The sequence below is a fragment of the Citrobacter sp. Cpo126 genome (assembly GCF_030332445.1).
Taxonomy (GTDB): Bacteria; Pseudomonadota; Gammaproteobacteria; order Enterobacterales; family Enterobacteriaceae; genus Citrobacter; species Citrobacter portucalensis.
Genome location: NZ_JAOWHT010000032.1, coordinates 21196 through 43724 on the forward strand (window position 1 = coordinate 21196; position 22529 = coordinate 43724).

A 22529-nucleotide genomic window follows, 5' to 3' on the forward strand; every position below is an offset into this window, starting at 1 on the left:
CCCCTGAACCCGATTAGTTAACCACTGCGTTAACCCTATAAACCTATGAGGTGGACATGCTTACAGGGCAAAAAAAGAAGTTTGCTGATGCCCTGATGCGGGGCGAAAACCAGACACAATCAGCAAAATCTGCAGGCTATAGCGAAAAGACAGCGAAGATTAAAGGTAGCCAGTTAGCGAAAGACAAAGATGTTCTGACTTATATGGAGCGTGTAAGAAATCTTTCTGATGGGGTTTGCGAAGAAGTGGGTATGCCGGAAACAGGACAAGTACTGGATGTTGAAATTCCACCGCGATACGAAGACCCCATCGAAGTCATGAAGAAAATAATGAGCGACAACATAATTGTCGACCCAAAACTGAGTCTTGAAGCCGCTGCAAAGCTTGCACCATATGTTTGCCAGAAAATCGCAGAGCCCGGTAAGAAGGCCGCTAAAAATGAGGCCGCTAAAAAGGCTGTTCGTAAATTCGGAGCGATGACGCCGCCTAAACTGGTCGTAAATAACAAGGGGTAATCCATGCCTGAATGGTCTACTTCCTGCCCTGACTGGGTATCTCGACTGATTAAAGGTGAGTCAATCATTCCTCCGCCAATTTTCCCCGACCAGGCTGAGCAGGCACTTGGCATCTTCAAGGAGTTGCGAGTTTCTGATTTGCCCGGTAAGCCAACGTTTGGTGAATGCTCAGAGGAATGGGTATTCGACTTCGTTAATGCCATATTCGGTGGCTATGAGGCTGAGACAGGTAAGCAACTAATCCGCGAATATGGGCTGCTTATCTCGAAAAAGAACACAAAATCCACCATCGCTGCAGGAATTATGCTTACAGCGCTAATCCTGTGTTGGCGTGAAGATGAAGAGCACCTGATTCTCGCGCCGACTAAAGAGGTCGCTGATAACAGTTTTAAACCCGCTGCAGGAATGATACGTGCTGATGATGAGCTTTCAGATATGTTCCAGATTCAGGACCATATCCGCACCATCACACACCGGGTAACTCGTAATACGCTCAAAGTAGTGGCTGCTGACACCGATACGGTGTCAGGTAAGAAGTCAGGGCGCATTCTGGTCGATGAGCTTTGGTTGTTTGGCAAGCGAGCTAATGCCGAAGCCATGTTTATGGAAGCACTTGGTGGTCAGGTATCTCGCAACGAAGGATGGGTTATATTCCTGACTACGCAAAGTGATGAACCGCCTGCTGGTGTATTCAAAGAACGCCTTGATTACTGGCGAGCTGTGCGAGATGGGAAAATTAATGACCTCAAAACACTCGGCGTCCTGTATGAATTCCCTGACTCTATGGTGGAAAGCAAGGCTTACCTTGAACCAAAAAATTTCTACATCACCAATCCAAATATTGGACGTTCTGTAAGTGAAGAATGGATTGCCGATCAGCTTCTGAAGAACCAGAACAAAACAGACGGCACATTACAACAGTTCCTTGCGAAACATCTCAATATCGAAATTGGTCTGAACCTCCGAAGTGACCGATGGGCAGGTGTTGATTTCTGGGAACCGCAAATTAGGGCGGTAACATTCAGCGATATCCTTCAGCGAGCTGAGGTTGCTACAGTTGGGATAGATGGAGGCGGCCTTGATGACCTTCTTGGTCTTTACGTTATTGGTCGTGACAAAGAAACCCGTGAGTGGATTGGATGGGGCCATGCCTGGGCGCATGAAATAGCTGTGCGCCGCCGCAAAAGCGAAGAATCCAGGTTCAACGATTTCGTTAAGGCCGGTGACCTGACTATCGTAAAACGAGTAGGACAGGACACGGAGGAAGTCGCTGAATATGTCAGCCGTATTAATGATGCGGAACTGCTGGATAAAATTGGCATTGACCCTTCTGGTGTCGGTCAGATCCTTGATGCTCTTGTAGAAGCTGAAATACCTGAAGATTCAGTGGTTGGTGTCAGCCAGGGCTGGAGACTTGGTGGTGCGATTAAGACAACAGAGCGCAAGCTTGCAGAGGGAGTGCTTATTCATGGTGGACAGCCATTAATGGCCTGGTGTGTAGGCAACGCCAGAGTAGAGCCAAAAGGTAATGCTATCCTCATCACCAAACAGGCCAGCGGAAAGGGGAAAATTGACCCCCTTATGGCCCTGTTTAATGCCGTTTCGCTAATGGCACTTAATCCTGAAGCGAAAAAGAAAGATTACCAGGTATTTTTCATATAAATCACACATCAGTTAATGACCCGCTATGGCGGGTTTTTTCGTTTCTGGAGGACAGTAAATGAAGCTTGACCGCGCATGTACGATCATGACGGTGAAAGCGGTGGATGAGGACAAACGGATAATCACCGGGATTGCTTCCACACCATCACCTGACCGTGACGGCGACATTATGGACCCTGACGGTGCGAAGTTCGGCAGTGAAAACCCTTTCCTATGGCAGCATGACAGAACCCAACCTATTGGGAACTGTTCTGCAAAGAAAGTGAAAGAAGGGCTTCAGATCACGGCGCAGATTGTTAAGCCAACACCTGACATGCCATCGCAGCTGGTGGCAAGGCTTGAAGAAGCGTGGGCATCAATCAAATCAGGTCTTGTGAAAGGCCTGTCTATCGGCTTCAAGCCAATTAAATACGCGTATCTCGACTCTGGTGGAATCCATTTTCTTGAATGGGAGCTACTTGAAGTCTCTGCAGTAACGATCCCGGCGAATGCCGAATGTTCGATTCAAACCGTTAAATCGTTTGACCGCCAGTTACTCGCCGCGCTCGGCAATGAGAAACCGGTAGTTAAAACCATAAATTCTGCTGGCGCCTCAGCACCGAATAAATCTTCTCAAAAAGGAAAATCAACGATGAATATCGCTGAACAGATCAAAAGTTTTGAAAACAAGCGTGCAGCGCTGGCCTCTTCACTGAACGACATCATGAGCAAAGCCGCCGATGAAGGCCGTACTCTCGACGCAGAAGAAACGGAAAAGTACGACAATACATCTTCTGAAATTAAAGCAGTTGATGACCATCTTTGTCGTCTTCGCGATATGGAATCCAGTATCGCTGCATCGGCAAAACCGGTAATCAAGACAGCTAATGGTGATGTGACAGTTGTAAATCAGGCACCCGCAGTCATTCGAGTACCTCCAAAACTGGAAAAAGGTATTGCGATGGCACGCTTCACAAAAGCACTTGCTGCCGCTAAAGGTGTCCGATCTGAAGCGCTTTCAATTGCGAAAAGCAAATACCCTGAAGATACAAAGCTTCACCATGTTTTGAAGGCTGCTGTAGAGGCTGGCACAACTACTGACCCAGCGTGGGCCGGGGCATTAGTTGAATATCAGGATTTTGCGAATGACTTCGTCGATTTCCTGCGACCACAAACCATCATTGGTCAGTTTGGTGTAGGTAATATTCCTTCACTTCGCGACGTTCCTTTTAACGTTCGTATTCCGGTTCAGACTTCCGGTGGTGCAGCGCAATGGGTTGGCCAGGGTAAGGCAAAACCACTTACCAAATTTGATTTCTCAAATATCACTTTTGGTTTCTCGAAAGTTGCGGCCATTTCGGTTCTTACCGAAGAGCTTATTCGATTCTCCAATCCAAAAGCGGATATTTTGGTTCGAAACTCGCTTGCTGAATCTGTCATTGCCCGTCTGGACACTGATTTTGTAGATCCAGCGAAAGCAGAAGTTTCCGGAATTTCTCCAGCATCTATTACTAACGGTGCGACAACAATTCCAAGCACCGGCGATCCTGATGCAGATAGCACTGCGGCCTTTGAAGTTTTTATTAATGCAAACCTGCAACCTACTGGTGCTGTGTGGTTGATGTCCAGCTCAACAGCCCTGGCCATCTCCAAGCGTAAAAACGCCCTTGGGCAAAAAGAGTATCCAGACATGACAATGTTTGGTGGAACGTTTGAAGGCCTCCCAGCTATCGTTTCTCAGTATGTCGGAAATCAACTGATCCTGATGAACGCTCCAGATATCTATCTCGCTGATGAAGGCGGTGTTGCTGTTGATATGTCCACTGAAGCTTCTCTGGAAATGGAATCAGAGCCTACGGGCGATAGTGTCACACCAACGGCTGTCGAACTGGTTTCCATGTGGCAGACAAACAGCGTAGCCATCCGTGCAGAACGTTGGATTAACTGGAAACGTCGACGTACTGCAGCTGTGGCAGTGATCAGTGGCGTTAACTACTCTTCCGGGCAGACCAGCTAAACAGGAGGGCGGGGGAAACCCCGCCATTTTAGATGGCAAAAATCAGATACCTTCAGCGTACACATGACTCATTGCCAGGTGATGAGAAAAATGTGAATGACCAGTGCGCAAAGGTGCTGGTTCTGCTGAAAAAAGCGGAATACGTAACCGGCAAAAAAGCAGGGGTGCGTAAAAACAAAAAAGATAACGCGGAGAATGGCTGATGTGGAACCCTTTTAGACGGAAAGAAAAAGCACTACAGCAACCACCATCCAGCGTATGGACTCCTATTTTTTCTTTTGTCCGTGAGCCATTTGCAGGCGCATGGCAAAGAAATATGGAGGTCAGGAATGAAACGGTTCTTTCTTACTATGCAGTGTTTTCCTGTATTACATTGATAGCCAGTGACATTTCTAAGATGTCACCTGCTATTCAGTCAAAGGATTCTAACGGTATCTGGAAGGATGTTTCTGATGCCAGTTTCGACACTCTGATCGCTAAACCAAACCAGTTCCAGAACACGATTCAGTTCTTTGAAACGTGGATGAATTCTAAACTTTCACGCGGTAACACCTACGTGATGAAGGTAAAAAATAATGCCGGGAAAATTACAGAACTTCGCATTCTTGATCCGGACAAGGTCATCCCGTTGGTCGCTGATGACGGGGCTGTCTTTTACCAAATCAGTCCTGACCAGATTAGTGGTTTGCCGACACAAGTAACCGTTCCTGCACGAGAAATAATTCACGACCGCTTTAACTGTCTATTTCATCCTCTGATTGGTATTTCTCCCATCTACGCATGCGGAATAGCGGCGATGCAGGGGAAACATATCCAGGAGAGTTCAGCACACTTCTTTAAAAACGGTGGTAAGCCAAGCGGTATCATCACTGTGCCTGGCTCTCTTGATGCTGAAAAGGCTAAAGAAATTAAAGCAGCATGGGACGCAGGTTACACTGGTGAAAACGCAGGAAAAACAGGTCTTCTTTCCGGTGGCGCAGCATATCAGGCACTGACTATGTCAGCTGTTGATGCTGATACTGTTGAACAACAGAAACTCTCTGATCTCGCTATCTGTTCCGCCTTTCATGTTCCTGCTTATAAGGCTGGCGTAGGAGAAATACCCAGCTCTGACAACGTTGAAGCACTTGAGCAACAATATTACTCACAGTGCTTGCAGGTGCTGATTGAGTCTATCGAGTCACTCCTGAAAGAAGCTTTCGAGCTTGGTGTAAAAAAGCGGGTTGAGCTTGATATCGGCGCACTATTACGCATGGACAGCGAACGCAGGATGAAAGCGTTGGGTGATGGCGTCAAAAACACCATTCTTACACCAAACGAAGCCCGCAAAAGTGAAAACCTTCCTCCTGTTGAAGGTGGTGATTCTCTCTTCCTGCAGCAGCAAAACTTCAGCCTGGCAGCACTGGCCAAACGCGATGCATCAGATGACCCGTTCGGAAAAGGACAGCAACAGATGCAGCCATCGCCAGAGCCAGTAGACGAAAGTGGAAAGGCGTTAAGCGAAACAGAACTTTTCGCGGCGAAATCAATGCTCAGAGGATTATTAACAAAATGAATGAACGTGAATTATCCCTGATTAAAGCGCTTGGCGAAGAGTTTGGATTAGCCATTCAAAAAATGGCAGATAACTTTCAGCAAGCGCTGGAGAAAACAGCTGGTAATCTGGAGAAGCAACTGGAAGAGGTTCGTCAGTCAATTCCAGAACCCCAGTCAGTAGAACTACCAGATGTATCCAAAATGGTTGCTGATGCTGTAAGTGAAATTGAATTACCGAAGGCACCAGAACTACCAGACTTGAACCAGATTATCGCCGATGCTGCCGAAAGCGCGGTGAAGCAGGCTTTTGAATCAATCCCAGTGCCCAAGGATGGTAAAAGCGTCACGGTTGATGATCTTCGTCCACTTGTCGAAGAGGTAGTTAATGCGCTAATTCCTGAGCCGGTTGATGTTGAAAAGCTCGCTCAGGATTTGTTGTCAAAGATTCCTGTTCCTGAACCTGGTTCCAATGGTCGTGACGCTCTTGCAATAGAGCTTGAACCATTCATTGACGAGAAGAAAAGCTATCCGCGCGGTACTTATGCGACTCACAAAGGTGGCCTTTGGCGTTCCCATGAAAAGACGCACGGCATGCGGGGCTGGGAATGTATTGTTGACGGCGTGTCGGGCGTTGATGTCAAACAAGAGAACCAGCGAACCTTCACAATTTCTCTCGAAAGAGCAAGCGGTACTTTTGAAGTTAAGTCTTTTGATATCCCGGTAACTATCTATCGTGATGTATTTAAATCTGGTACCGAATATCAGCCTGGCGATACAGTCACATGGGGTGGTTCCATGTGGCATTGCAACGAAACTACAACCGATAAGCCTGGTGAACCAGGTTCTAAGGGATGGACGCTTGCTGTCAAGAAGGGACGTGACCTGAGGGATAAGCAATGATTGAACTGGTGACGCTCGAAGAGGCTAAGTTGCATCTCCGTATTGACGACAATTACGGAGATTCAGACCTTACCTTAAAAATTCAGGGCGGCAGCGCAGCAATACTCTCCTACATTCAGGGAAGTCGAGCGTTAGTCGTTGATGAATCAGGAAAGCTTATTGATGGTGAACCGCTTACTCGCGTTCAGACGGCCCTGCTGGTTCTTCTTGGCTATCTTGACCGTAACCGCGGCGGCGAAGAAGAAGAAAAGTTGAAACAGGGGGAACTTCCTTTTTCTGTATCAATGCTGATTTACGACCTCCGTAAGCCGACAATTATTTAAGGGGCAGGTATGGCATGCGCAGGATGTGCCAGACGGCGCGAGTGGGTTAAAAAGTGGACGAGGATTGCCTATGAACGAGCAGCAGGTAAACGAACTAACGGCGGCACTGAAAGCGCTGGCAACGTCTCAACTGAAACAGGCAGAAGCGATAAACCGTCTGGCTCAGGCTGATGAAACACTGATATCTCTGATTGCAAAAACACTCGTTGATGAAATTGACGATGAGTTGCCACCGCAAACCTATCTTGATGGCAAGCCGAGGTAATTGTGGAATTTGCAAAATTGCGCCACCGCGTCACCATTCAGCGGAGAACCGCTATCCAGTCACCTACTACTGGTGCAATGGAATACACCTGGAATGACCTTGCAGATGTGTGGGGTAGCGTGGTTGCCTCTTCGGTCAGGGATTTCATTACAGCCCAGGCATCAAACGTAAAAGTAACGGCCAGAATCACTATCCGATACCGGGAAGATATCCAGGAGAAAGACCGTATTCTTTTCCGTGGCAAAATCTACAGCATTGAGGGGATTCTTCCTGACCCTGATAGTGGACTTGAATATCTCACGCTTCCGTGCTCAGAGGGGGTTAAGGATGGCTGACAGCATTGAGTTTAAACTTGAAGGTGTAGATTCCCTGCTTGGTAAGTTAGAAGCCATTACCACGGAAACTAAGCGCAAAACAGGGCGCTCCGCACTGAGGAAGGCGGGAAACGTTATCGTAACTCAGATAAAGAGAAACGCAGAGCGGCTCGACGATCCTCACACCGCACGTAGCATTGCTGATAACGCTGCGTTGCGCTGGAATGGTCGTATGTTTAAACAAACCGGTGATCTTGCCTTCAGGATAGGCATTCTTCAGGGCGCCGTACTAAAAAAGCACCCAAGCACTGCGAAAGATGCCCCCACTCCTCACTGGCGTCTTCTTGAGTTTGGCACTGAAAAGATGGCAGCAAAACCGCTCGTTCGTGCTGCTGCAAATTCCAGGCTGATAGAGGTTTTCAACACCTTCTCTGTTAACTACGAAGCGGGGATTGACCGAGCTATCAAACGAGCGCAGAAGAAAGGAGAGACGGCATGATTGCTCCTATTTTTCCTGTTTGCGCGTCGAGTCCTGAAGTCACTGCCTTACTCGGAAGCAATCCGGTAAGAATTTACCCTTTCAGCATTCAGGACGATAACGTTGTTTATCCATACGCCGTCTGGCAGAACATAAGCGGCTCTCCTGAAAATTTTCTCAATCAACGACCAGATGCGGACATGTATTCGCTTCAGGTTGATATCTATGCTGATACCCCTGATGAGACCATTGCTGTAGCTAAAGCCATGCGCAACGCTATTGAGGTAAAAGCCAATATAGTCAGGTGGGGAAACCAGACGCGAGACCCTGAGACGCTCAGGTATCGCTATTCCTTCGATGTTGACTGGATAGTCAGCAGATAACAAACCTACCACAACCGGCCTTGAGCCGGTTTTTTTATACCCGGAGATAATTATGTCAGTAGTGACTCAAGGCACTCAGATGTACGTTCTGAATAACGGCGTGGTTAGTGAAGTTGAATGTATTACTTCATTCTCACCAGGTAGTAGCCCAGCAGATCAAATTGAAGATACCTGTCTGAGCGAAACCAATACTCGTTCTTATAAAAAAGGGCTGCGCACCCCGGGTCAGGCAACCGTTGCTCTTAACGCCGACCCGGCAAACGCCAGTCACGTAATGCTGAGCAACCTGGCTGAATCAAGCGACCAGACCAACCTGACCTTCGCTATAGGCTGGGCCGATGGTACTGCAGATCCTACAGCTGCAACAGCCGGTGACCCTGATGCAGTTGATGGTCTGTCTCTTCCAGATACCCGTACCTGGTATGTATTCCAGGGTTATGTATCAGATTTCCCGTTTGATTTTCAGGCCAATACGGTAGTTCAGACTTCCGCGACTATTCAGCGTTCCGGCCAGGGCGTCTGGGTTCCTAAAGCACAGCCAACCAGCTAAACGTAATAATCTGCCAACTAGCGGGGGCAACCCCGCAATAAGAGAGTAATAAATGAAACTGACTCTGGATTCATTAAAACAGGCTGGTGCATTCACTGGGAGACCTGTTGAGAAGGAGATTACCTGGAAGCAGGGTGATAAGGAAATTACCGCTACCGTTTATATCCGACCTATGGGTTATCACGACGCAGTATCTACTGTTCTGTCAGCCGCGGGAAAGATTGATGGTGTTGCCGGACGTATCGCATCATCCATTTGTGATGAGAACGGGAATCCTGTTTTTACTGTTGCTGACATTACTGGTGAAGCAGACCCTGAGCGCGGTGCGCTCGACGGAAACCTTACCGTCGCTCTACTTGTCGCTATTCAGCAGGTTAACGACCTGGGAAAGACGAACTCAGCGCAGAAGACGAATTCTGGTGTGAATTAGTTCTCAACGGGATCGGCGGTCGCACCATTGCTGAAGCAAAAGAACGCGTTAGCGTTACAGAGTATCGCGACTGGGTTCTTTACCGTCAAAAGTACGGTAGCCTTAACGGAATGATGCGTACTGAGTGGGCCGCTGGCCTTATTTCTTCTGTGCTGGCTAACGTCAACCGTGGAAAAGATTCCCCCTCCTTCAAAGTAACAGACTTCACACCACACATTAACGAGCCTTCCATTACACTGGAGCAGGCTATGCAGGAGTGGACATAGCATGGCTGGTAAATCCCTTGGAACGCTGACCATTGATCTTGTGGCCAAGGTTGGTGGATTTGTATCTGGTTTAAGCCAGGCTGAACGGGCATCTCAAAAATGGCGCAAACAGGTTCAGGCCGATGCAAAAGCAGCCGCAGTAGCATTTACTGGTTTTGCAACCGCAGCAAGTGCAGCAGCTATCGGTGTCGGAGTAGCCGGTTACAACCTGCTAAAAACAACCTCAAAGCAGATTACCGAAACCGACCGTTGGGCTAAGTCGCTCAATATGTCTACACAATCTTTGCTTGCCTGGCAGTATGCAGCTGAAAAAGCTGGCGTATCCGGCGACCAGATGGCCGATATCTTCAAGGACATTGGCGATAAAATTGGCGATGCTGTACTGAATAAATCTGGTGAGGCGGTAGATGCTCTGAATGCACTCGGATTATCGGCTAAGAAATTAGCCAGTGAATCACCAGATAAGCAGTTGCTGGCTATCAGCAATGCGCTCGGAAAGATTAAAACAAACGCTGAAAAGACCACAATCCTTGAAAGTCTTGGTAACGACCTTTCCAAGCTTCTCCCATTGCTTGATCAGGGAGGAGAAAAACTTCGTCAGTACATGGACGCGGCAAAACAGTTTGGCGTTGCCCCTGACGATGCTGATATCGAAAAACTGGTAAAAGTAAACTCCCTGTTTGAGGACATGGAGACACAGGTAAACGGTGTAAAAATTGAGATTGCCACCGGCCTGGCCAATGTTGACCTGTCAGGGTTACAGAACGCGATTACTGACATGGGGGATGTATTCAAAGATCCTCAGGTTATTCAGGGTTTGACAGACCTGGTTGGTGGTGTTGTTGATCTCGCGACCTGGCTTGTTAAAGTTGGTGCTGAAGCAGGGAAGCTAATTGACCTGTACAAAGGCGGTAAGGCTGTAGGTGACAACGCATCTGTAACTGATATAGAGCGCCGCCTCAACAATCTTAAAGCTGATGTAGAAGATCAGGGGTTCCTTGCCAGCTTTAACCGAATTGGTATGGACGTTGACGGGAAAAAAGCTGAAATAGCGCAATTAGAACGCCGACTGTCCATCATGAAAGCCGGTAATAATCTTCCTCTCAGTCAGGCCACTGTAGGTGCGCCTTCTTCTTCCAGCAAAAATTATTCCTTAGGCTCAGGAGAAACTAACGGGAAAGCATCTCCAGATTCCGGGGCCAGAAAACTGGAGTCAGCTTTTAAGTCTCTGGAAATGAGCTATCAGCGTCAGATAGCGCTGATTGACACAACTGGCAAAAAGAATCAGCAGGTAACCGAGCTTGAGAAGCTGCGTTTTGATTTTACATCTGGGAAATTAACAGGAATTAATGCAGCTCAGAAAGAGCGACTTGAGCAACTTGCTACTGAGATAGATCGCCTCAACTCACTTAAAAAAGCCAACGAAGAAAATCTGAAACTTGTCGAATTTACCGCTAATTTACGTAAGCAAAATCAGAATGACCAGGCAGCTAATGATTCTGATTTTATCGGCGCAGGTATGGGAGACAAGACTCGCCAGCGCATGAAGGAATTGCTGGATATCCAGCGTAGTTTTCTCGACAGGCAGCAAGATCTACAGAAACAGTACCAAAGTGGTGATATAAGCAAATCGCTTTATGACCAGGAAACGGCAGCGTTACAGCAGGCGCTTGATGACCGTCTTGATATTCAGGAGGACTACTACAAAAAGTCTGATGCTCAGATGGGCGACTGGCAAAGCGGGATAATGGACGCGTTGAATGATTATGCTGATAAATCAGCTGATTATTACCAGACTGCTGCAGATGCGATGACTTCTATTCTTGGTGGAGCAACCTCGGTTATTTCTGACAACCTTAATGACCTTGTGCACGGTGCAGAAGATTTAGGTGATTTCTTCAGTAATATTTTCTCTGGTCTTGGTGAAACAATCATTAAAACCCTTTCTGATATGGCGGCGCAATGGCTGGTATATCAGGCAGTGCAATTGCTGGTAGGTAAATCCACTCAGGCAAGCGCAGCGGCATCAATGCTGGCAAACGCACAGGCATCATCTTTGCAGGCTCAAATCGCAGCATACGCATCGACAGCGGCAATTCCTATCGTTGGTCCCGCGCTTGCACCTGCAGCGATGGCAACAGCTGCGGCAGTAACTGCCCCACTTGTTGCAGCAGTTGGTACTTCTGCCCTGACAGGTATGGCGCACAATGGTATTGATAGCGTCCCGGAAACAGGAACATGGTTGCTCCAGAAAGGTGAGCGAGTTGTGACCTCTCAGACGTCAGCAAAGCTTGATGAAACACTGGACAGAGTAAATCAACAATCAACCAGCGGAGCAAGCTTCTCTCCCGTTATTAACATGAATGTTAACGGTGATCCGTCTGATACTCAGATCTCCATGATGAAGCAAGCCACGGCAGAGGGGGCAAAACTTGGATATCAACAGGCAGCCAGCGACCTTGCCAGTGGGAAAGGTGACATTTCGAAGGCAATGATGCGCTGGAACACTAACAGGAGAACTGGTTAATGGCTAAAACGACCAGCATTAACTATCCGAATGATTACCTTCCTGTTCCATTGCAGGAAGGGTTCGGGTTAAAGCCAGTTAGCCCATTACTGAGAACCGAACTCACATCCGGCAGGGCGAGGCAGAGGCGATTATATACTTCAACGCCAACTCAGGCCTCGGTTGCATGGCTGCTTACGGACCCGGAAGCTCAACTATTTGAGGTATGGTTCAGGGACACCATTAAGGATGGCGCTGACTGGTTTAACATGCCTCTTCGATCTCCGTTAGGCGTTGTCGATGTTTATGTCTGTCGTTTCGTGGATATCTATGAGGGGCCGACAATTGAAGGCGGAAACTACTGGCGCTACACGGCCACGTTGGAATTGTGGGAAAGGCCTGTTCTGGCTCCTGGCTGGGCTGATTTTCCTGATTACATTATCAACAGCAGCATCATTGATATTGCGCTTAACAGGGAGTGGCCTGAGCCATGACGATTCTAAATAGGCTGTATGCCTCATCCGGGGAAGAGGTGATCATCGAAACCCTGCAAATAAATATCGGTACTGGTGTTTATTATCTTTGTAAAGGCTTCGATGACATCACCGCAACAACCGAAAGTGGCGAGGTGGTAACCTTTCAGGCCGCGGCTATCGACATTGCCCTTCCAGCAAGAAACAGCGATGGTACACAAGATTTGCAGTTTGCCATTGATAACATAGACGGGATTACTTCCACCGCCATACGCAATGCTCTGGATAACCTTTCAGAGGCATCGCTGACCTATCGTAACTATGTCTCCACGGACCTCAGTGCTCCGGCATCTGTGCCGTACACGCTGGCAATTAAAAGCGGGTCGTGGACATCCACGCAGGCGCAGATTACTGCCGGATATATGAACGTTCTTGATACCGCATGGCCGCGCCACCGATACACCCTCCCGTATTACCCCGGCCTTCGTTACATGAGTTAAGGAGCAACAATGTTCAATACTGATAAATACCTTTCTGTCATATGGCAGAAGGGCGGTCGCACTTATCCTGAACTTGACTGCTTCGGCATAGTGAACGAGGTACGAAAAGACCTTAGGCTGCCACTGTGGCCAGATTTTGCAGGTATAACAAAAGACGACGGAGGTTTAAACCGAGAGGCCAGAAAGCTCATGCTTTCATTGGAAAAATGCGAGCCGTGTATTGGTGCCGGTGCCGCCTGTTATTCCGGGTCAACCGTTACTCATGTTGGTGTAGTTGTTGAAATTAACGGCCATCTGCATGTCGCAGAGTGCAACCCAGGAGTGAACGTTACCTTCCTTCCTGTCTCGCGTTTCAAACGTCGTTTTGTCAAAGTGGAGTTCTGGAAGTGACTATCAGAATTTATCCTTCACGGCTGCCTGGCGAGCCACTCGAAACTCATGAACATGGCGCAGTAACTATCCATCAGTGGCTTGTGAAGAACGTTCAGGGTTATAAGCCTGATATGAAGCACCCGATCACTGTTGATGTTGATGGAGAGAACATACCGCCTCAGGCATGGTTTGAATTTGCTATCAAATCAGACAGTGATGTCAGAATTTACCCTGTCCCTTATGGCGCTGTAGCTCTTGCCTGGATTGCCGTTGCTGTATCAGTTGCATCAGTCGCGTATGCTCTTTTCTTTGCTCCTGGTGTTGGTGACCTTGGCGGTTATTCATCAGGAACGGGAAACCCTCTTGATGTAAATCCTGCTAAAGCGAATAACGCAAAATTGGGCGACCCGATACGTGAGTTATTTGGCCGAAGCCGTATTTATCCTGACTATGCAGTGCAGCCTGTAACAAGATTCTCAGTTGATGACCCAACGGTAATGACAGTTGAAATGTTCGTTGTTATGGGGAGAGGGCGTTTTTCATTTGGGGATGGCGATATTCGTGTAGGGTCAACCCCTATTGCCTCTCTTGGCGATGGGTTTAACTACACAGTGTATCAACCCGGGCAAAACGTTAGTGGAGATCAACGATCAGAAAACTGGTTCAATTCCACAGAGGTTGGGGGAACCGCATCTGGTTCTGGTCTTGATATGGCGCAAACCGCGCCAGACACGGAAGATGTTGTTGCTAATTCGCTAACCGTTTCCGGACCGACAATAACATTTAATGGGCTGAGCACGGATGATGGAGATGAAACAACAAATGACCTTCCAGATACCTGGACTGTTGGTGCAATTGTTGAGTTAATTGTTCCTGATTCCTATGTGGTAACTAATGATGGTGCTTACAGCAGAATTACCAGTGACACGCTTGAGGAAATAGCTCCTTATATTGGGATGCCTGTAACTCTCTGGTACAACAGCATTGATTACCAACTATTCATTGCTGATTTTATACCTCACTCTGAACCAGTCGGCGAAGATGTGATTACCGCATCAATAACCCTCGCTTACGATAGCGCTACCGGGACTCCGTTCACCGGGATTCCTGAGGGTTATGTCAGGCTATCTGTTTCCCATTCCGGAAGCGAATATAAGATTCTTGAGATAGATGGTAGTTCTGTAACTCTGGAGCGGGTTATTGATGGCAGCGTTGATCCGTCATGGCCTGGATTTTCACCGCGCACAGTTCTTGATTTTGAAGCCAACGGTTTAAATGAGAACGATAGTTGGATGGGACCTTTTCTGGCGTGCCCAGAAAATGAAGTTGTTGATATGTTCGAAGTAAACTTCTTCTTCCCAAACGGAATTTGTGGGTATAACAAAAAAGGGAACAAACAATACCGTGAGGTGAAGTGGGAGATTCAGTACCGGCCATATGGTTCAGGCGTCGGGTGGATAAGTAAAACCGGATCGTACTACCTGCAGAATATCAATGGACTGGGATTCACCGAACGAGTCACGCTGGATGCGCCTGCGCTGGTAGAGGTCAGAGCTCGCCGCACGAACGAGCAGGGTCAGGATAACAGTCGTGATAATATGTACTGGCAGTCATTACGAGGACGTTTGTTGTCTCGGCCGACATCTTATTCTGGCGTCACCACAATGGCTGTTAACGTGGAAACGGGCGGTAAACTTGCAGCGCAGTCAGATCGCCGCGTAAATGTTGTCGCCACACGAATTTATGATTCTGGTGTGTCAAGGAGCATTTCTGGGGCTCTGTATCATATAGGTAATGAGTTAGGGCTTGCGATGGACCATGAAGCTATTGACTCACTAGAAACTTCTTACTGGACCCCTGGCAGTGAATTCTTTGACTATGCCACCACGGATTCTGTTTCTGCGCTGGAGATGCTTCAGAAGGTGACAAATGCAGGGAAAAGCTACTTCCTTCTTACCGATGGTCTGGCATCTGTAGCAAGGGAAGGTGTGAAAACGTGGACGGGAATAATCAGCCCACAGGAGATGACTGATCAGCTTCAGACTGCTTTCGTTGCTCCGTCAGAAGATGACTATGATGGTGTGGATGTTACGTATATCAACGGCACTACATGGGCTGAAGAGACGGTGCAGTGCAGAACATCAGATAACCCTACTCCGGTAAAGACTGAGGACTATACGCTTGATGGTGTTCTTGATCAGGACCGCGCTTATCAGATAGGTATGCGAAGACTGATGAAGTATCGACAGCAACGTCTTACTCACACGACTACAACGGAAATGGATGCTCTCTGCTATAACGTTGGTGACAGGATTATCTTTACTGATGATATTCCAGGCAGCAAAACAATAAGCACGTTGATTGAGGCTATGAGCACTAGTAACAGTGTAACGACTGTAACGGTATCTGAACCTCTCGACTGGTCATTTACAAACCCAAGAGCCCTGATTCGCTATCAGGATGGTTCGGCTTCCGGTTTGCTCGTTGCCACCAGAATTGGAGATAATGAATTATCGGTGCCTGAACAACCAGAGTTCAGTAATATCACGCTTAACAACCCTACAATAGAACCACCACGTTTAATATTCTGCGAATCTTCACGTGTAGGATATAGCGGTATCATTTCAGAGATAGCGCCTCAATCTGATGGGACATGCCAGGTAACTGCAAAAGAATATCGCGACTCCTTCTATCAGTACGACAATGCCGTTTATCCCGGCGATGTAGCTTAATCTAAATAATTAAAGATACCCGCCTCGGCGGGTTTTTTCTTATGAGGCTCATATGACGACTTATAACACCGGCAATCCGCTGGGGTCTGCTGCTGCAAAAGATTTATATGATAACGCACAAAATTTAGATCACTTATCCTTAGACAAGGAAAATGAATATTTTCCTGACAGATTAGGTAATCCGAGGATTACATGGCATGGGATGGAGGAACAATTTAAACGTTCTCTTGCTGATGTTGGCTGGATTCTGGTCGAGTCCTTCCAGATCGGCGCATCAATCACACTGATTAACCAGGCTTTAAAGGATGAAAGCAGTGGGGAGTATTATCGTTGGGATGGCGCACTACCTAAGTCTGTTCCTGCTGGTTCAACTCCAGCATCAACTGGCGGTATAGGCAAAGGAGCCTGGGTTGCGGTTGGTGCTTCTGCTTTTGGGAAAAGCATTGCAATAGTTGAATCAGTAAAAGATCTAATGGCTCTCAGTGATAAATCAGCTAATAATGTTCGGCAGGTTACTGGCTATGTCCCGGGTACTGATTTTGGTGGTGGTCAGTTCTACTGGGACGCAAGCAAACCAAAATTACAGCATAACGGTATCACCATATTCAGCCCTACGGTTCCGTGGGATGGTTCGTATGCTGGGTTAGCGTCGTTCCTGGCCGGGACTGGAGAAAGCAACCCGAGCGGTAATGGGTGCTGGGTTAGAAATATTTCTGTATTCGACGCAATTCACACAGTATGGGCTGGTCACGATGTGACTGGAATTCAATCATCAAACACTTCAGTAGAATCAGCAATAAGATTAGCATCGGCTTTAAATCGTGGATGTAGAGTTTCAGCTGGTATACTAAAGCCGACTTTTGATAAGTCTATTGCATATAAAGATAAGTACCTAGTTACACGCCAGACGGCATTCTTCTTGGAGTCACTAAACGTTAATATATTCGCTGATAACGATGTTGAAATCGATATCACATCGAGTACTTCCTCAGAAAGAACCATTTTTGGATTAAAGTCATGTAATGGTGAAGTATCAGGTATTAACTGGAATAGTGATTTTGTTGACTATTCAATATCATCAACAGATACAACATTCAAACCTCAAGAGGACTGGATGGGATTTGTTTTGGAGGGATGCAGCGTTACCATACGAAACCATAACGTAAATGCTCCAAGGATGTTTATAAATTCAGATGCTTTAAATGGCATTGCAAATAAATACGTATCTGTAAAAAATAATAATTACAAATACAATGTTAATTATTGTGTTATTACTCGCAACTGTGATTATTCAGAATTTATAAACAATGAAACATGGTATTCAGGAAGGAGTTGGCATACTTACGGAGAAGACTATGCTGTGTCAGAAGGAAGTAGAAGATCTTATGCACACGGAAATCGATTCTACAAGCCAATATCGATCCAATCAAGAATAACCCCAGCAGGTGAGAATGTAACTATCACAGATAACTATTATGAAGGCGATGGTATATTTATTGAAATATTTGCAGCAAATAATGTTATATGTAAGGGGAATACAAGTAAAATAGGAGTTGGAATCAATGGTAGAGCCTCGTCACACTACCTTTTAATAACAAATGAGATCGGCGGCGATTGGGGTGTGAATGAGGGGCTAAGTAATATAATAATAACCGATAACATTATGATTGGTGGCGGTATATCAGTTCAAGGATACAATGAAGGGACTCAATTAAAGAGAGGGCTTATAGTAACAAATAATATAATGCAGGACACAAAAGCACCAAGACTTACCGCTTCAAGTTGGATCTCGCCTCTATTTGAAGGAAATACTTGCTCATTTGCAAATGGGTTTGGCGATGTTGGTATCGGAGGTCAGCATCCTCGTGTGATGAATAATATTCTTGATGGCGGATATATTTCATTGAGCCCTGGATATACCGTGTTATCACCTATTTTTGAAAGCAACCAGTTCAGAAATACAAATAATTATCCAATGGATACGGTATTTAGTATGAATAATTTCTCTGGGGGCATCTTTAGAAATAATGATATCAAAGCTTCATCATTCACTAAATGGTTTCCTTCAGAGCCATCTGTTGATAAGGTAGGATTCAGATTTGTTGATAGTGGATTTAGCACAGCTCCATCAAATATATATGGATCCAAGTGTGTTATATCCCCTGGAGATTGGGTCGTTAGCGATGGCACTGTGACATATGGGAACCCAGTAGCTTGGGTTGGTTCCACATCAAATACATTTCTGCAAATTAATTCTGCTACCTGAACTACGCGCCTCTTTCGAGGCGCGTAGTATTTAGTTTGTATACTGAGACCTTCTTTCCATAGATTTAGTATTGTAAATTCCAAATTCAATTGATTTTAGATCTTTTAGATTGATTGCCTCATCCCATTTATTAACGACGCATGAGGAATTTTCTTTTCGAATTAATGATAAGCTAAGGAAGTTTTTATTTAAAACATCACCATTATTCATGTGGAGCAGTAAGTAATACCACTCATTACGGCGCAATTCAGGATGTGAAGTGTTATTTATACATGCATAAAAGTAATTTTCACTAACATGCACATTACTTAAAGCACCTCCTGGTAACGTCATACTATCTGATTTTTTGTTTACTTCATCATAAATTGTGTGTTCGAAAGAAACAACCGGCATACCATTTATATTGAATAAAGAGAACATATTATCAGCATAGACAGGGGATGCTTTAATAATGTCTTTTCTTAGTTCTTCGGCCATCTTTTGATTAGGATATTGAACCATATCCAGACCATTATGCATAAGAATAAATCTTCCACCATCAAACTTATCAATAAAATATGTTGGGGAAATTATTTTTATTACTGGAAATGAAAGAATATTTATTGAGGTTACAGGCGAGTGTCTAGATTGACCAATAATCATTATGTTTCCAGATTCAGCCATGTGATTATTGTTTATAGCTGATATTATTCTCTGTGAAATATCATTCTGATAAGAGGTGTCTGCTCTTACTGAGTTCATGACAGATGACATTACAGTAAATAAATAGAAGGATAAAATTACAGTACAATAAGTACAATACTTATTATTGTATTTCAATATTGAAGGCATTAATGTGATGAACATTAATGCCGCACCAAGTCCTATGTATATTCTGGAATAGAATACTGGGTTCTCTCCAAAAATAGCAATTCCAGGTATAGACAAAGTAACAGCAATCGAGCCGATAAGAACCGCGAATAAGACCGACAATTTTTTGTTTTTAAATGTGTATGCGATTAAACAAGCTAAAAACGCAATGGCGACAGGAGTTATCGCAATAATCATCCCTGAGCTGAATGTCAGCTTTAAGTTGTAAAGAGATGAATTGATGTTTTGTAATAATACTCCAATCCCTGCGCTAGAAAATTCTATCATTTTGTTGAATGATTTAAAATAATCATTAATTGAAAAAGCATTCAAAATAATATGTGAATAAAATAGATAAGAAATTATTAATTGAGAAACCCTTTCGAAACAAATTAATATAGCATCTCTAATTGATTTATTGGTGGTATTTAATACCAATTCTATGCCTGCCAACGCAATGAAAACGCTTATTGCCGCTTGATATAATCCGAATGATGTAATTAGCGCAGCAGTTCCAATTATATATGCATTCCATTTTTTTAACGTTAGACTATAAGGGACTACGCAAAGTGTTAAAGCAATCACCATGAATGATGAATCATATCTGAATAAAAGATTTGATATGAAAAGGGGATTCATAATTAACATGGCGTAAGATAATATAAAACCAATACTGAACTTAAATCCGTTTGTTCTAGCGTATAAAAATCCAACATAAGAATAAAAGGCGACTCCAAGCAGTAATGGTATTGGATAAATATCTGGCAGAGTCTGACCAAAGGTCAATACGAAATAAAATAAATTCGCAAATGGTCTACCATCTGTATCCCATGACATGTATCCTAAATATGCTCTATAAAGATCGTCGTAATAATATAAATTACCAATTAATAGTGGTATTAGATACATGATAATGAACGAAAAAATAAACCAAAATTCTTTGTTTTTCATTTTTTTGATCCTTTTAAAATATATCTAGGTCTTTGTTTTGATTCTGTATAAATGCGACCTATGTATTCACCTAGAACTCCGATGCCGATGAGTTGCACACCACCAAGAAATAAAATGGAGACTAGCAGTGATGGATATCCAGGGACTGGATTACCGAACAAAATTTTATCAAATACCATCCAAACACCATACACAAAAGATAACGCAGCTACACTGAGTCCGATATATGTCCACACTCTAAGAGGAAAAGTAGAAAAACTTGTAATTCCTTCTAGGGCAAGATTCCAAAGTTTCCAGCCGTTAAATTTAGAATCACCAGCCACACGCTCAGCTCTGGAATACTCTACTACATCAGTTTTTCCACCGACCCATGATAAAATCCCTTTCATAAAAAGGTTTCTTTCAGGCATTTGCTTTATGTTTTCAACAATGCCGCGTGACATAAGACGAAAATCACCTACATTTTCTTCGATCTTTGGGTTGCTGATTTTATTATGCAGCTTATAGAACCATTCAGCGGATTTACGTTTAAGCCGACTATCAGTCGAACGATCAGATCTCTTTGCTAATACCATATCTGCGCCATCCTGCCACTTTTCAATTAAGCGCGGAATAACATCAATCGGATCCTGAAGGTCAACATCAATAGGTATTACAGCATCTCCTGTTGCATAATCAAGGCCCGCAAAAAGAGCTGGCTCCTTACCAAAGTTACGGGTGAATGACAATGGCATTACAAGCGGGTCAGATACCGCTAGTGCATTAATCAATGATTCAGTTGAATCTTTGCTTCCATCGTTGATGAAGACTATCTCAACATCATATGGTTTCAGCTCTTCAAATTCCCGAACGGTTTTATAAAAAATTGGTATGGTGGCTTCTTCATTGAAGACCGGAACAACCAACGAGATTTTCATTTTGTATCCCTAAAGATAATGAATTTTGAATAGATAAATCCTGCTACCAGGCTGAATCCAGAGAATGCAATCAGGGTGATTAGTGCTGGAGCGTGAAGGAGGTCTGAAATGTAACCGGTAAGAGCTGCCATAGCCCCCATAAAGATGACAAAAGCAACGTATCGGCCTGTTGTTGCTTTGGATTTAAATGTCCATTTGGCATTAACAAAAAAGCTGAACGTAACCGCAACACAGAAAGCGAGTAGGTTAGATATCGCCTGATTCATGCCCATCAAGCTGAACAGAGCTCCGAAGGATAACCAGTGAATGGCGGTATTCAGGACTCCAACGGAAACATAACGACTAAATAGCTTTAACATTATATAAATCAGTGAATTCTTAGAGGCAGAAAGTCTATCATCTGAAAACGGATCGATCGACATATGATGCCAGATGGTGAGACAAAAACGGGACACACAAAGCGTTGCATCGGTTTGCAAGGCTTTGCATGTTTTTCGAGGGTGGGACATGACTGGGGCATGAAACAGTAACTTCTCTAAGGTGAACTTAGGCGGCTGTTGCTTTAGGCGACTCTTACCATCTGTTATCTAATGCCCACTTGGACGATCATTGTCAGTTATGAAAAATACATGGTCATATGATGTTTTTCTCATGCTTTCTGGCGTCAGTATTGATGGCTGCAGTGTCATCATCGGTTTACCCCGAACATCAGCATCGGGTAAGATCCGGTGAACCCTCTTCGTTAACTCGCCCAGAATGATATCTTTTGCATCGGGCAGACCATCAAAATTCCTTTTGTCATAAACGAGTTCCACGAACATTGCTTATTGCCTCTTTACTGGATGGATATACAGTATTTATACTGTGTTTTTATCCGGTATTCAAGAGAGGGCGTAAACATGGGCTTTCCTTCACCTGCGGCAGATTATGTTGAAACACGAATCTCCCTCGATCAGCAGTTAATCAGCCAGCCAGCAGCGACTTATTTCATGCGGGCATCACGTTCACATTTCAGGGAAGGAATAATTCAGGGTGCGCTGCTTGTGGTAGATGCGTCCCTTACTGCCTGCGATGGCTCGTTGTTGATATGTGCGATAGACGGGGAATTCAGGATCAAGCGATATCGAACCCACCCTCAGCCCCACCTGATAAATCTGGAGAACGGAAGAAGGGAGGCGCTACCAGTAGATGATGACGGCTACAGTTCTGCACCCGCTATATTCGGGGTGATCACTTACATCATTAATGACGCCAGGAACGCGGAGTTTGATGACTGCCCGGTGATGTGAATAGCTTAAATTGTGCGAGGATTTTAACCTCATTTACCCATCACGTTAGAACGATG

Annotated in this window: 23 protein-coding genes and 1 pseudogene; 20 read left to right on the forward strand and 4 right to left on the reverse strand. The window is 45.2% G+C overall.

Annotated elements, in window-relative coordinates:
- Positions 1-56 precede the first annotated feature (56 nt).
- The 19 genes from OGY17_RS09375 (at position 57) to OGY17_RS09465 (ending at position 18467) form a co-directional block, all read left to right on the forward strand.
- Positions 57-515, forward strand: a complete 459-nt coding sequence (locus tag OGY17_RS09375) for a terminase small subunit (protein WP_286607028.1) — start codon at positions 57-59, stop codon at positions 513-515.
- Positions 516-518: 3 nt separating this feature from the next.
- Positions 519-2177: a terminase large subunit gene (locus OGY17_RS09380; protein ID WP_286607029.1), complete on the forward strand. Its 1659-nt coding sequence runs from the start codon at positions 519-521 to the stop codon at positions 2175-2177.
- A 58-nt stretch (positions 2178-2235) separates the two neighbouring features.
- Positions 2236-4173, forward strand: a complete 1938-nt coding sequence (locus OGY17_RS09385) for a phage major capsid protein (protein ID WP_286607030.1) — start codon at positions 2236-2238, stop codon at positions 4171-4173.
- 202 nt (positions 4174-4375) lie between these two features.
- On the forward strand, positions 4376-5728 hold the full coding sequence (locus OGY17_RS09395; RefSeq protein WP_286607034.1) for a phage portal protein: 1353 nt from the start codon (positions 4376-4378) through the stop codon (positions 5726-5728).
- Complete coding sequence (locus OGY17_RS09400; RefSeq protein WP_286607035.1) at positions 5725-6609, forward strand: phage gp6-like head-tail connector protein; 885 nt, start codon at positions 5725-5727, stop codon at positions 6607-6609. Before OGY17_RS09395 ends, OGY17_RS09400 begins: the two co-directional genes overlap by 4 nt.
- Positions 6606-6932, forward strand: coding sequence for a head-tail connector protein (locus OGY17_RS09405; RefSeq protein WP_099530400.1), 327 nt, complete (start codon positions 6606-6608; stop codon positions 6930-6932). Before OGY17_RS09400 ends, OGY17_RS09405 begins: the two co-directional genes overlap by 4 nt.
- 70 nt (positions 6933-7002) lie before the next feature.
- Positions 7003-7197 (forward strand): hypothetical protein, encoded by a 195-nt coding sequence (locus tag OGY17_RS09410; protein WP_033807316.1) that lies wholly within the window; start codon positions 7003-7005, stop codon positions 7195-7197.
- Positions 7198-7199: 2 nt separating this feature from the next.
- The gene (locus OGY17_RS09415; protein ID WP_099530398.1) at positions 7200-7532 is read left to right on the forward strand and encodes a phage head closure protein; all 333 of its coding nucleotides are present in this window, start codon (positions 7200-7202) and stop codon (positions 7530-7532) included.
- Positions 7525-8010 carry an HK97-gp10 family putative phage morphogenesis protein gene (locus OGY17_RS09420; RefSeq protein ID WP_048231623.1) on the forward strand — a complete coding sequence of 162 codons (486 nt, stop codon included), beginning with the start codon at positions 7525-7527 and terminating at the stop codon, positions 8008-8010. The genes OGY17_RS09415 and OGY17_RS09420 overlap by 8 nt, the downstream gene beginning before the upstream one ends.
- A complete protein-coding gene (locus tag OGY17_RS09425) occupies positions 8007-8372 on the forward strand; it encodes a DUF3168 domain-containing protein (RefSeq protein WP_286607073.1) in 366 nt (121 codons plus the stop codon). The genes OGY17_RS09420 and OGY17_RS09425 overlap by 4 nt, the downstream gene beginning before the upstream one ends.
- 52 nt (positions 8373-8424) lie before the next feature.
- Positions 8425-8922 carry a phage tail tube protein gene (locus OGY17_RS09430; protein ID WP_174331500.1) on the forward strand — a complete coding sequence of 166 codons (498 nt, stop codon included), beginning with the start codon at positions 8425-8427 and terminating at the stop codon, positions 8920-8922.
- A gap of 52 nt (positions 8923-8974) precedes the next feature.
- Positions 8975-9352 (forward strand): phage tail assembly chaperone family protein, TAC, encoded by a 378-nt coding sequence (locus OGY17_RS09435; protein WP_114675535.1) that lies wholly within the window; start codon positions 8975-8977, stop codon positions 9350-9352.
- Between the two features lie 110 nt (positions 9353-9462).
- Positions 9463-9618, forward strand: a complete 156-nt coding sequence (locus OGY17_RS23325; RefSeq protein ID WP_423243877.1) for a phage tail assembly protein T — start codon at positions 9463-9465, stop codon at positions 9616-9618.
- 1 nt (position 9619) lies between these two features.
- Positions 9620-12145: a phage tail tape measure protein gene (locus OGY17_RS09440; protein ID WP_286607079.1), complete on the forward strand. Its 2526-nt coding sequence runs from the start codon at positions 9620-9622 to the stop codon at positions 12143-12145.
- Complete coding sequence (locus OGY17_RS09445) at positions 12145-12618, forward strand: hypothetical protein (RefSeq protein ID WP_032207788.1); 474 nt, start codon at positions 12145-12147, stop codon at positions 12616-12618. Before OGY17_RS09440 ends, OGY17_RS09445 begins: the two co-directional genes overlap by 1 nt.
- Positions 12615-13097: a DUF1833 family protein gene (locus OGY17_RS09450; protein ID WP_085396128.1), complete on the forward strand. Its 483-nt coding sequence runs from the start codon at positions 12615-12617 to the stop codon at positions 13095-13097. The genes OGY17_RS09445 and OGY17_RS09450 overlap by 4 nt, the downstream gene beginning before the upstream one ends.
- Positions 13098-13106: 9 nt before the next feature.
- A complete protein-coding gene (locus tag OGY17_RS09455) occupies positions 13107-13487 on the forward strand; it encodes a nitrite transporter (RefSeq protein WP_286607085.1) in 381 nt (126 codons plus the stop codon).
- Entirely contained in the window at positions 13484-16201 is a 2718-nt protein-coding gene (locus OGY17_RS09460; RefSeq protein WP_234102791.1) for a host specificity factor TipJ family phage tail protein, read from the forward strand. The genes OGY17_RS09455 and OGY17_RS09460 overlap by 4 nt, the downstream gene beginning before the upstream one ends.
- Positions 16202-16253: 52 nt before the next feature.
- The gene (locus OGY17_RS09465) at positions 16254-18467 is read left to right on the forward strand and encodes a tail fiber/spike domain-containing protein (RefSeq protein WP_275367115.1); all 2214 of its coding nucleotides are present in this window, start codon (positions 16254-16256) and stop codon (positions 18465-18467) included.
- A gap of 30 nt (positions 18468-18497) precedes the next feature.
- Here the strand turns inward: OGY17_RS09465 and OGY17_RS09470 are convergent, their stop codons facing one another.
- The 4 genes and pseudogenes from OGY17_RS09470 to OGY17_RS09485 all read right to left on the reverse strand — a co-directional run bounded on the left by OGY17_RS09470 (position 18498) and on the right by OGY17_RS09485 (position 22005).
- Positions 18498-20267 carry a glucosyltransferase domain-containing protein gene (locus tag OGY17_RS09470; protein ID WP_234102789.1) on the reverse strand — a complete coding sequence of 590 codons (1770 nt, stop codon included), beginning with the start codon at positions 20265-20267 and terminating at the stop codon, positions 18498-18500.
- Positions 20264-21184 carry a glycosyltransferase family 2 protein gene (locus OGY17_RS09475; RefSeq protein WP_234102788.1) on the reverse strand — a complete coding sequence of 307 codons (921 nt, stop codon included), beginning with the start codon at positions 21182-21184 and terminating at the stop codon, positions 20264-20266. The genes OGY17_RS09470 and OGY17_RS09475 overlap by 4 nt, the downstream gene beginning before the upstream one ends.
- On the reverse strand, positions 21181-21543 hold the full coding sequence (locus OGY17_RS09480) for a GtrA family protein (RefSeq protein WP_234102821.1): 363 nt from the start codon (positions 21541-21543) through the stop codon (positions 21181-21183). The genes OGY17_RS09475 and OGY17_RS09480 overlap by 4 nt, the downstream gene beginning before the upstream one ends.
- Positions 21544-21817: 274 nt before the next feature.
- Positions 21818-22005: pseudogene (locus tag OGY17_RS09485) on the reverse strand (DinI-like family protein).
- A gap of 78 nt (positions 22006-22083) precedes the next feature.
- Here OGY17_RS09485 and OGY17_RS09490 point away from each other — a divergent pair.
- On the forward strand, positions 22084-22473 hold the full coding sequence (locus OGY17_RS09490; protein ID WP_114675541.1) for a HumD family translesion DNA polymerase: 390 nt from the start codon (positions 22084-22086) through the stop codon (positions 22471-22473).
- Positions 22474-22529 lie beyond the last annotated feature (56 nt).

What these genes read in the sequence shown, in the direction of transcription:
- OGY17_RS09455 (WP_286607085.1), top strand. Translation starts at nt 13,107, where the DNA reads ATGTTCAATACTGATAAATACCTTTCTGTCATATGGCAGAAGGGCGGT.
- OGY17_RS09435 (WP_114675535.1), top strand. Translation starts at nt 8,975, where the DNA reads ATGAAACTGACTCTGGATTCATTAAAACAGGCTGGTGCATTCACTGGG.
- OGY17_RS09475 (WP_234102788.1), bottom strand. Translation starts at nt 21,184, where the DNA reads ATGAAAATCTCGTTGGTTGTTCCGGTCTTCAATGAAGAAGCCACCATA.
- OGY17_RS09450 (WP_085396128.1), top strand. Translation starts at nt 12,615, where the DNA reads ATGACGATTCTAAATAGGCTGTATGCCTCATCCGGGGAAGAGGTGATC.
- OGY17_RS23325 (WP_423243877.1), top strand. Translation starts at nt 9,463, where the DNA reads ATGATGCGTACTGAGTGGGCCGCTGGCCTTATTTCTTCTGTGCTGGCT.
- OGY17_RS09385 (WP_286607030.1), top strand. Translation starts at nt 2,236, where the DNA reads ATGAAGCTTGACCGCGCATGTACGATCATGACGGTGAAAGCGGTGGAT.
- OGY17_RS09445 (WP_032207788.1), top strand. Translation starts at nt 12,145, where the DNA reads ATGGCTAAAACGACCAGCATTAACTATCCGAATGATTACCTTCCTGTT.
- OGY17_RS09440 (WP_286607079.1), top strand. Translation starts at nt 9,620, where the DNA reads ATGGCTGGTAAATCCCTTGGAACGCTGACCATTGATCTTGTGGCCAAG.
- OGY17_RS09490 (WP_114675541.1), top strand. Translation starts at nt 22,084, where the DNA reads ATGGGCTTTCCTTCACCTGCGGCAGATTATGTTGAAACACGAATCTCC.
- OGY17_RS09400 (WP_286607035.1), top strand. Translation starts at nt 5,725, where the DNA reads ATGAATGAACGTGAATTATCCCTGATTAAAGCGCTTGGCGAAGAGTTT.
- OGY17_RS09410 (WP_033807316.1), top strand. Translation starts at nt 7,003, where the DNA reads ATGAACGAGCAGCAGGTAAACGAACTAACGGCGGCACTGAAAGCGCTG.
- OGY17_RS09425 (WP_286607073.1), top strand. Translation starts at nt 8,007, where the DNA reads ATGATTGCTCCTATTTTTCCTGTTTGCGCGTCGAGTCCTGAAGTCACT.
- OGY17_RS09405 (WP_099530400.1), top strand. Translation starts at nt 6,606, where the DNA reads ATGATTGAACTGGTGACGCTCGAAGAGGCTAAGTTGCATCTCCGTATT.
- OGY17_RS09480 (WP_234102821.1), bottom strand. Translation starts at nt 21,543, where the DNA reads ATGTTAAAGCTATTTAGTCGTTATGTTTCCGTTGGAGTCCTGAATACC.
- OGY17_RS09380 (WP_286607029.1), top strand. Translation starts at nt 519, where the DNA reads ATGCCTGAATGGTCTACTTCCTGCCCTGACTGGGTATCTCGACTGATT.
- OGY17_RS09375 (WP_286607028.1), top strand. Translation starts at nt 57, where the DNA reads ATGCTTACAGGGCAAAAAAAGAAGTTTGCTGATGCCCTGATGCGGGGC.
- OGY17_RS09395 (WP_286607034.1), top strand. Translation starts at nt 4,376, where the DNA reads ATGTGGAACCCTTTTAGACGGAAAGAAAAAGCACTACAGCAACCACCA.
- OGY17_RS09470 (WP_234102789.1), bottom strand. Translation starts at nt 20,267, where the DNA reads ATGAAAAACAAAGAATTTTGGTTTATTTTTTCGTTCATTATCATGTAT.
- OGY17_RS09420 (WP_048231623.1), top strand. Translation starts at nt 7,525, where the DNA reads ATGGCTGACAGCATTGAGTTTAAACTTGAAGGTGTAGATTCCCTGCTT.
- OGY17_RS09430 (WP_174331500.1), top strand. Translation starts at nt 8,425, where the DNA reads ATGTCAGTAGTGACTCAAGGCACTCAGATGTACGTTCTGAATAACGGC.
- OGY17_RS09465 (WP_275367115.1), top strand. Translation starts at nt 16,254, where the DNA reads ATGACGACTTATAACACCGGCAATCCGCTGGGGTCTGCTGCTGCAAAA.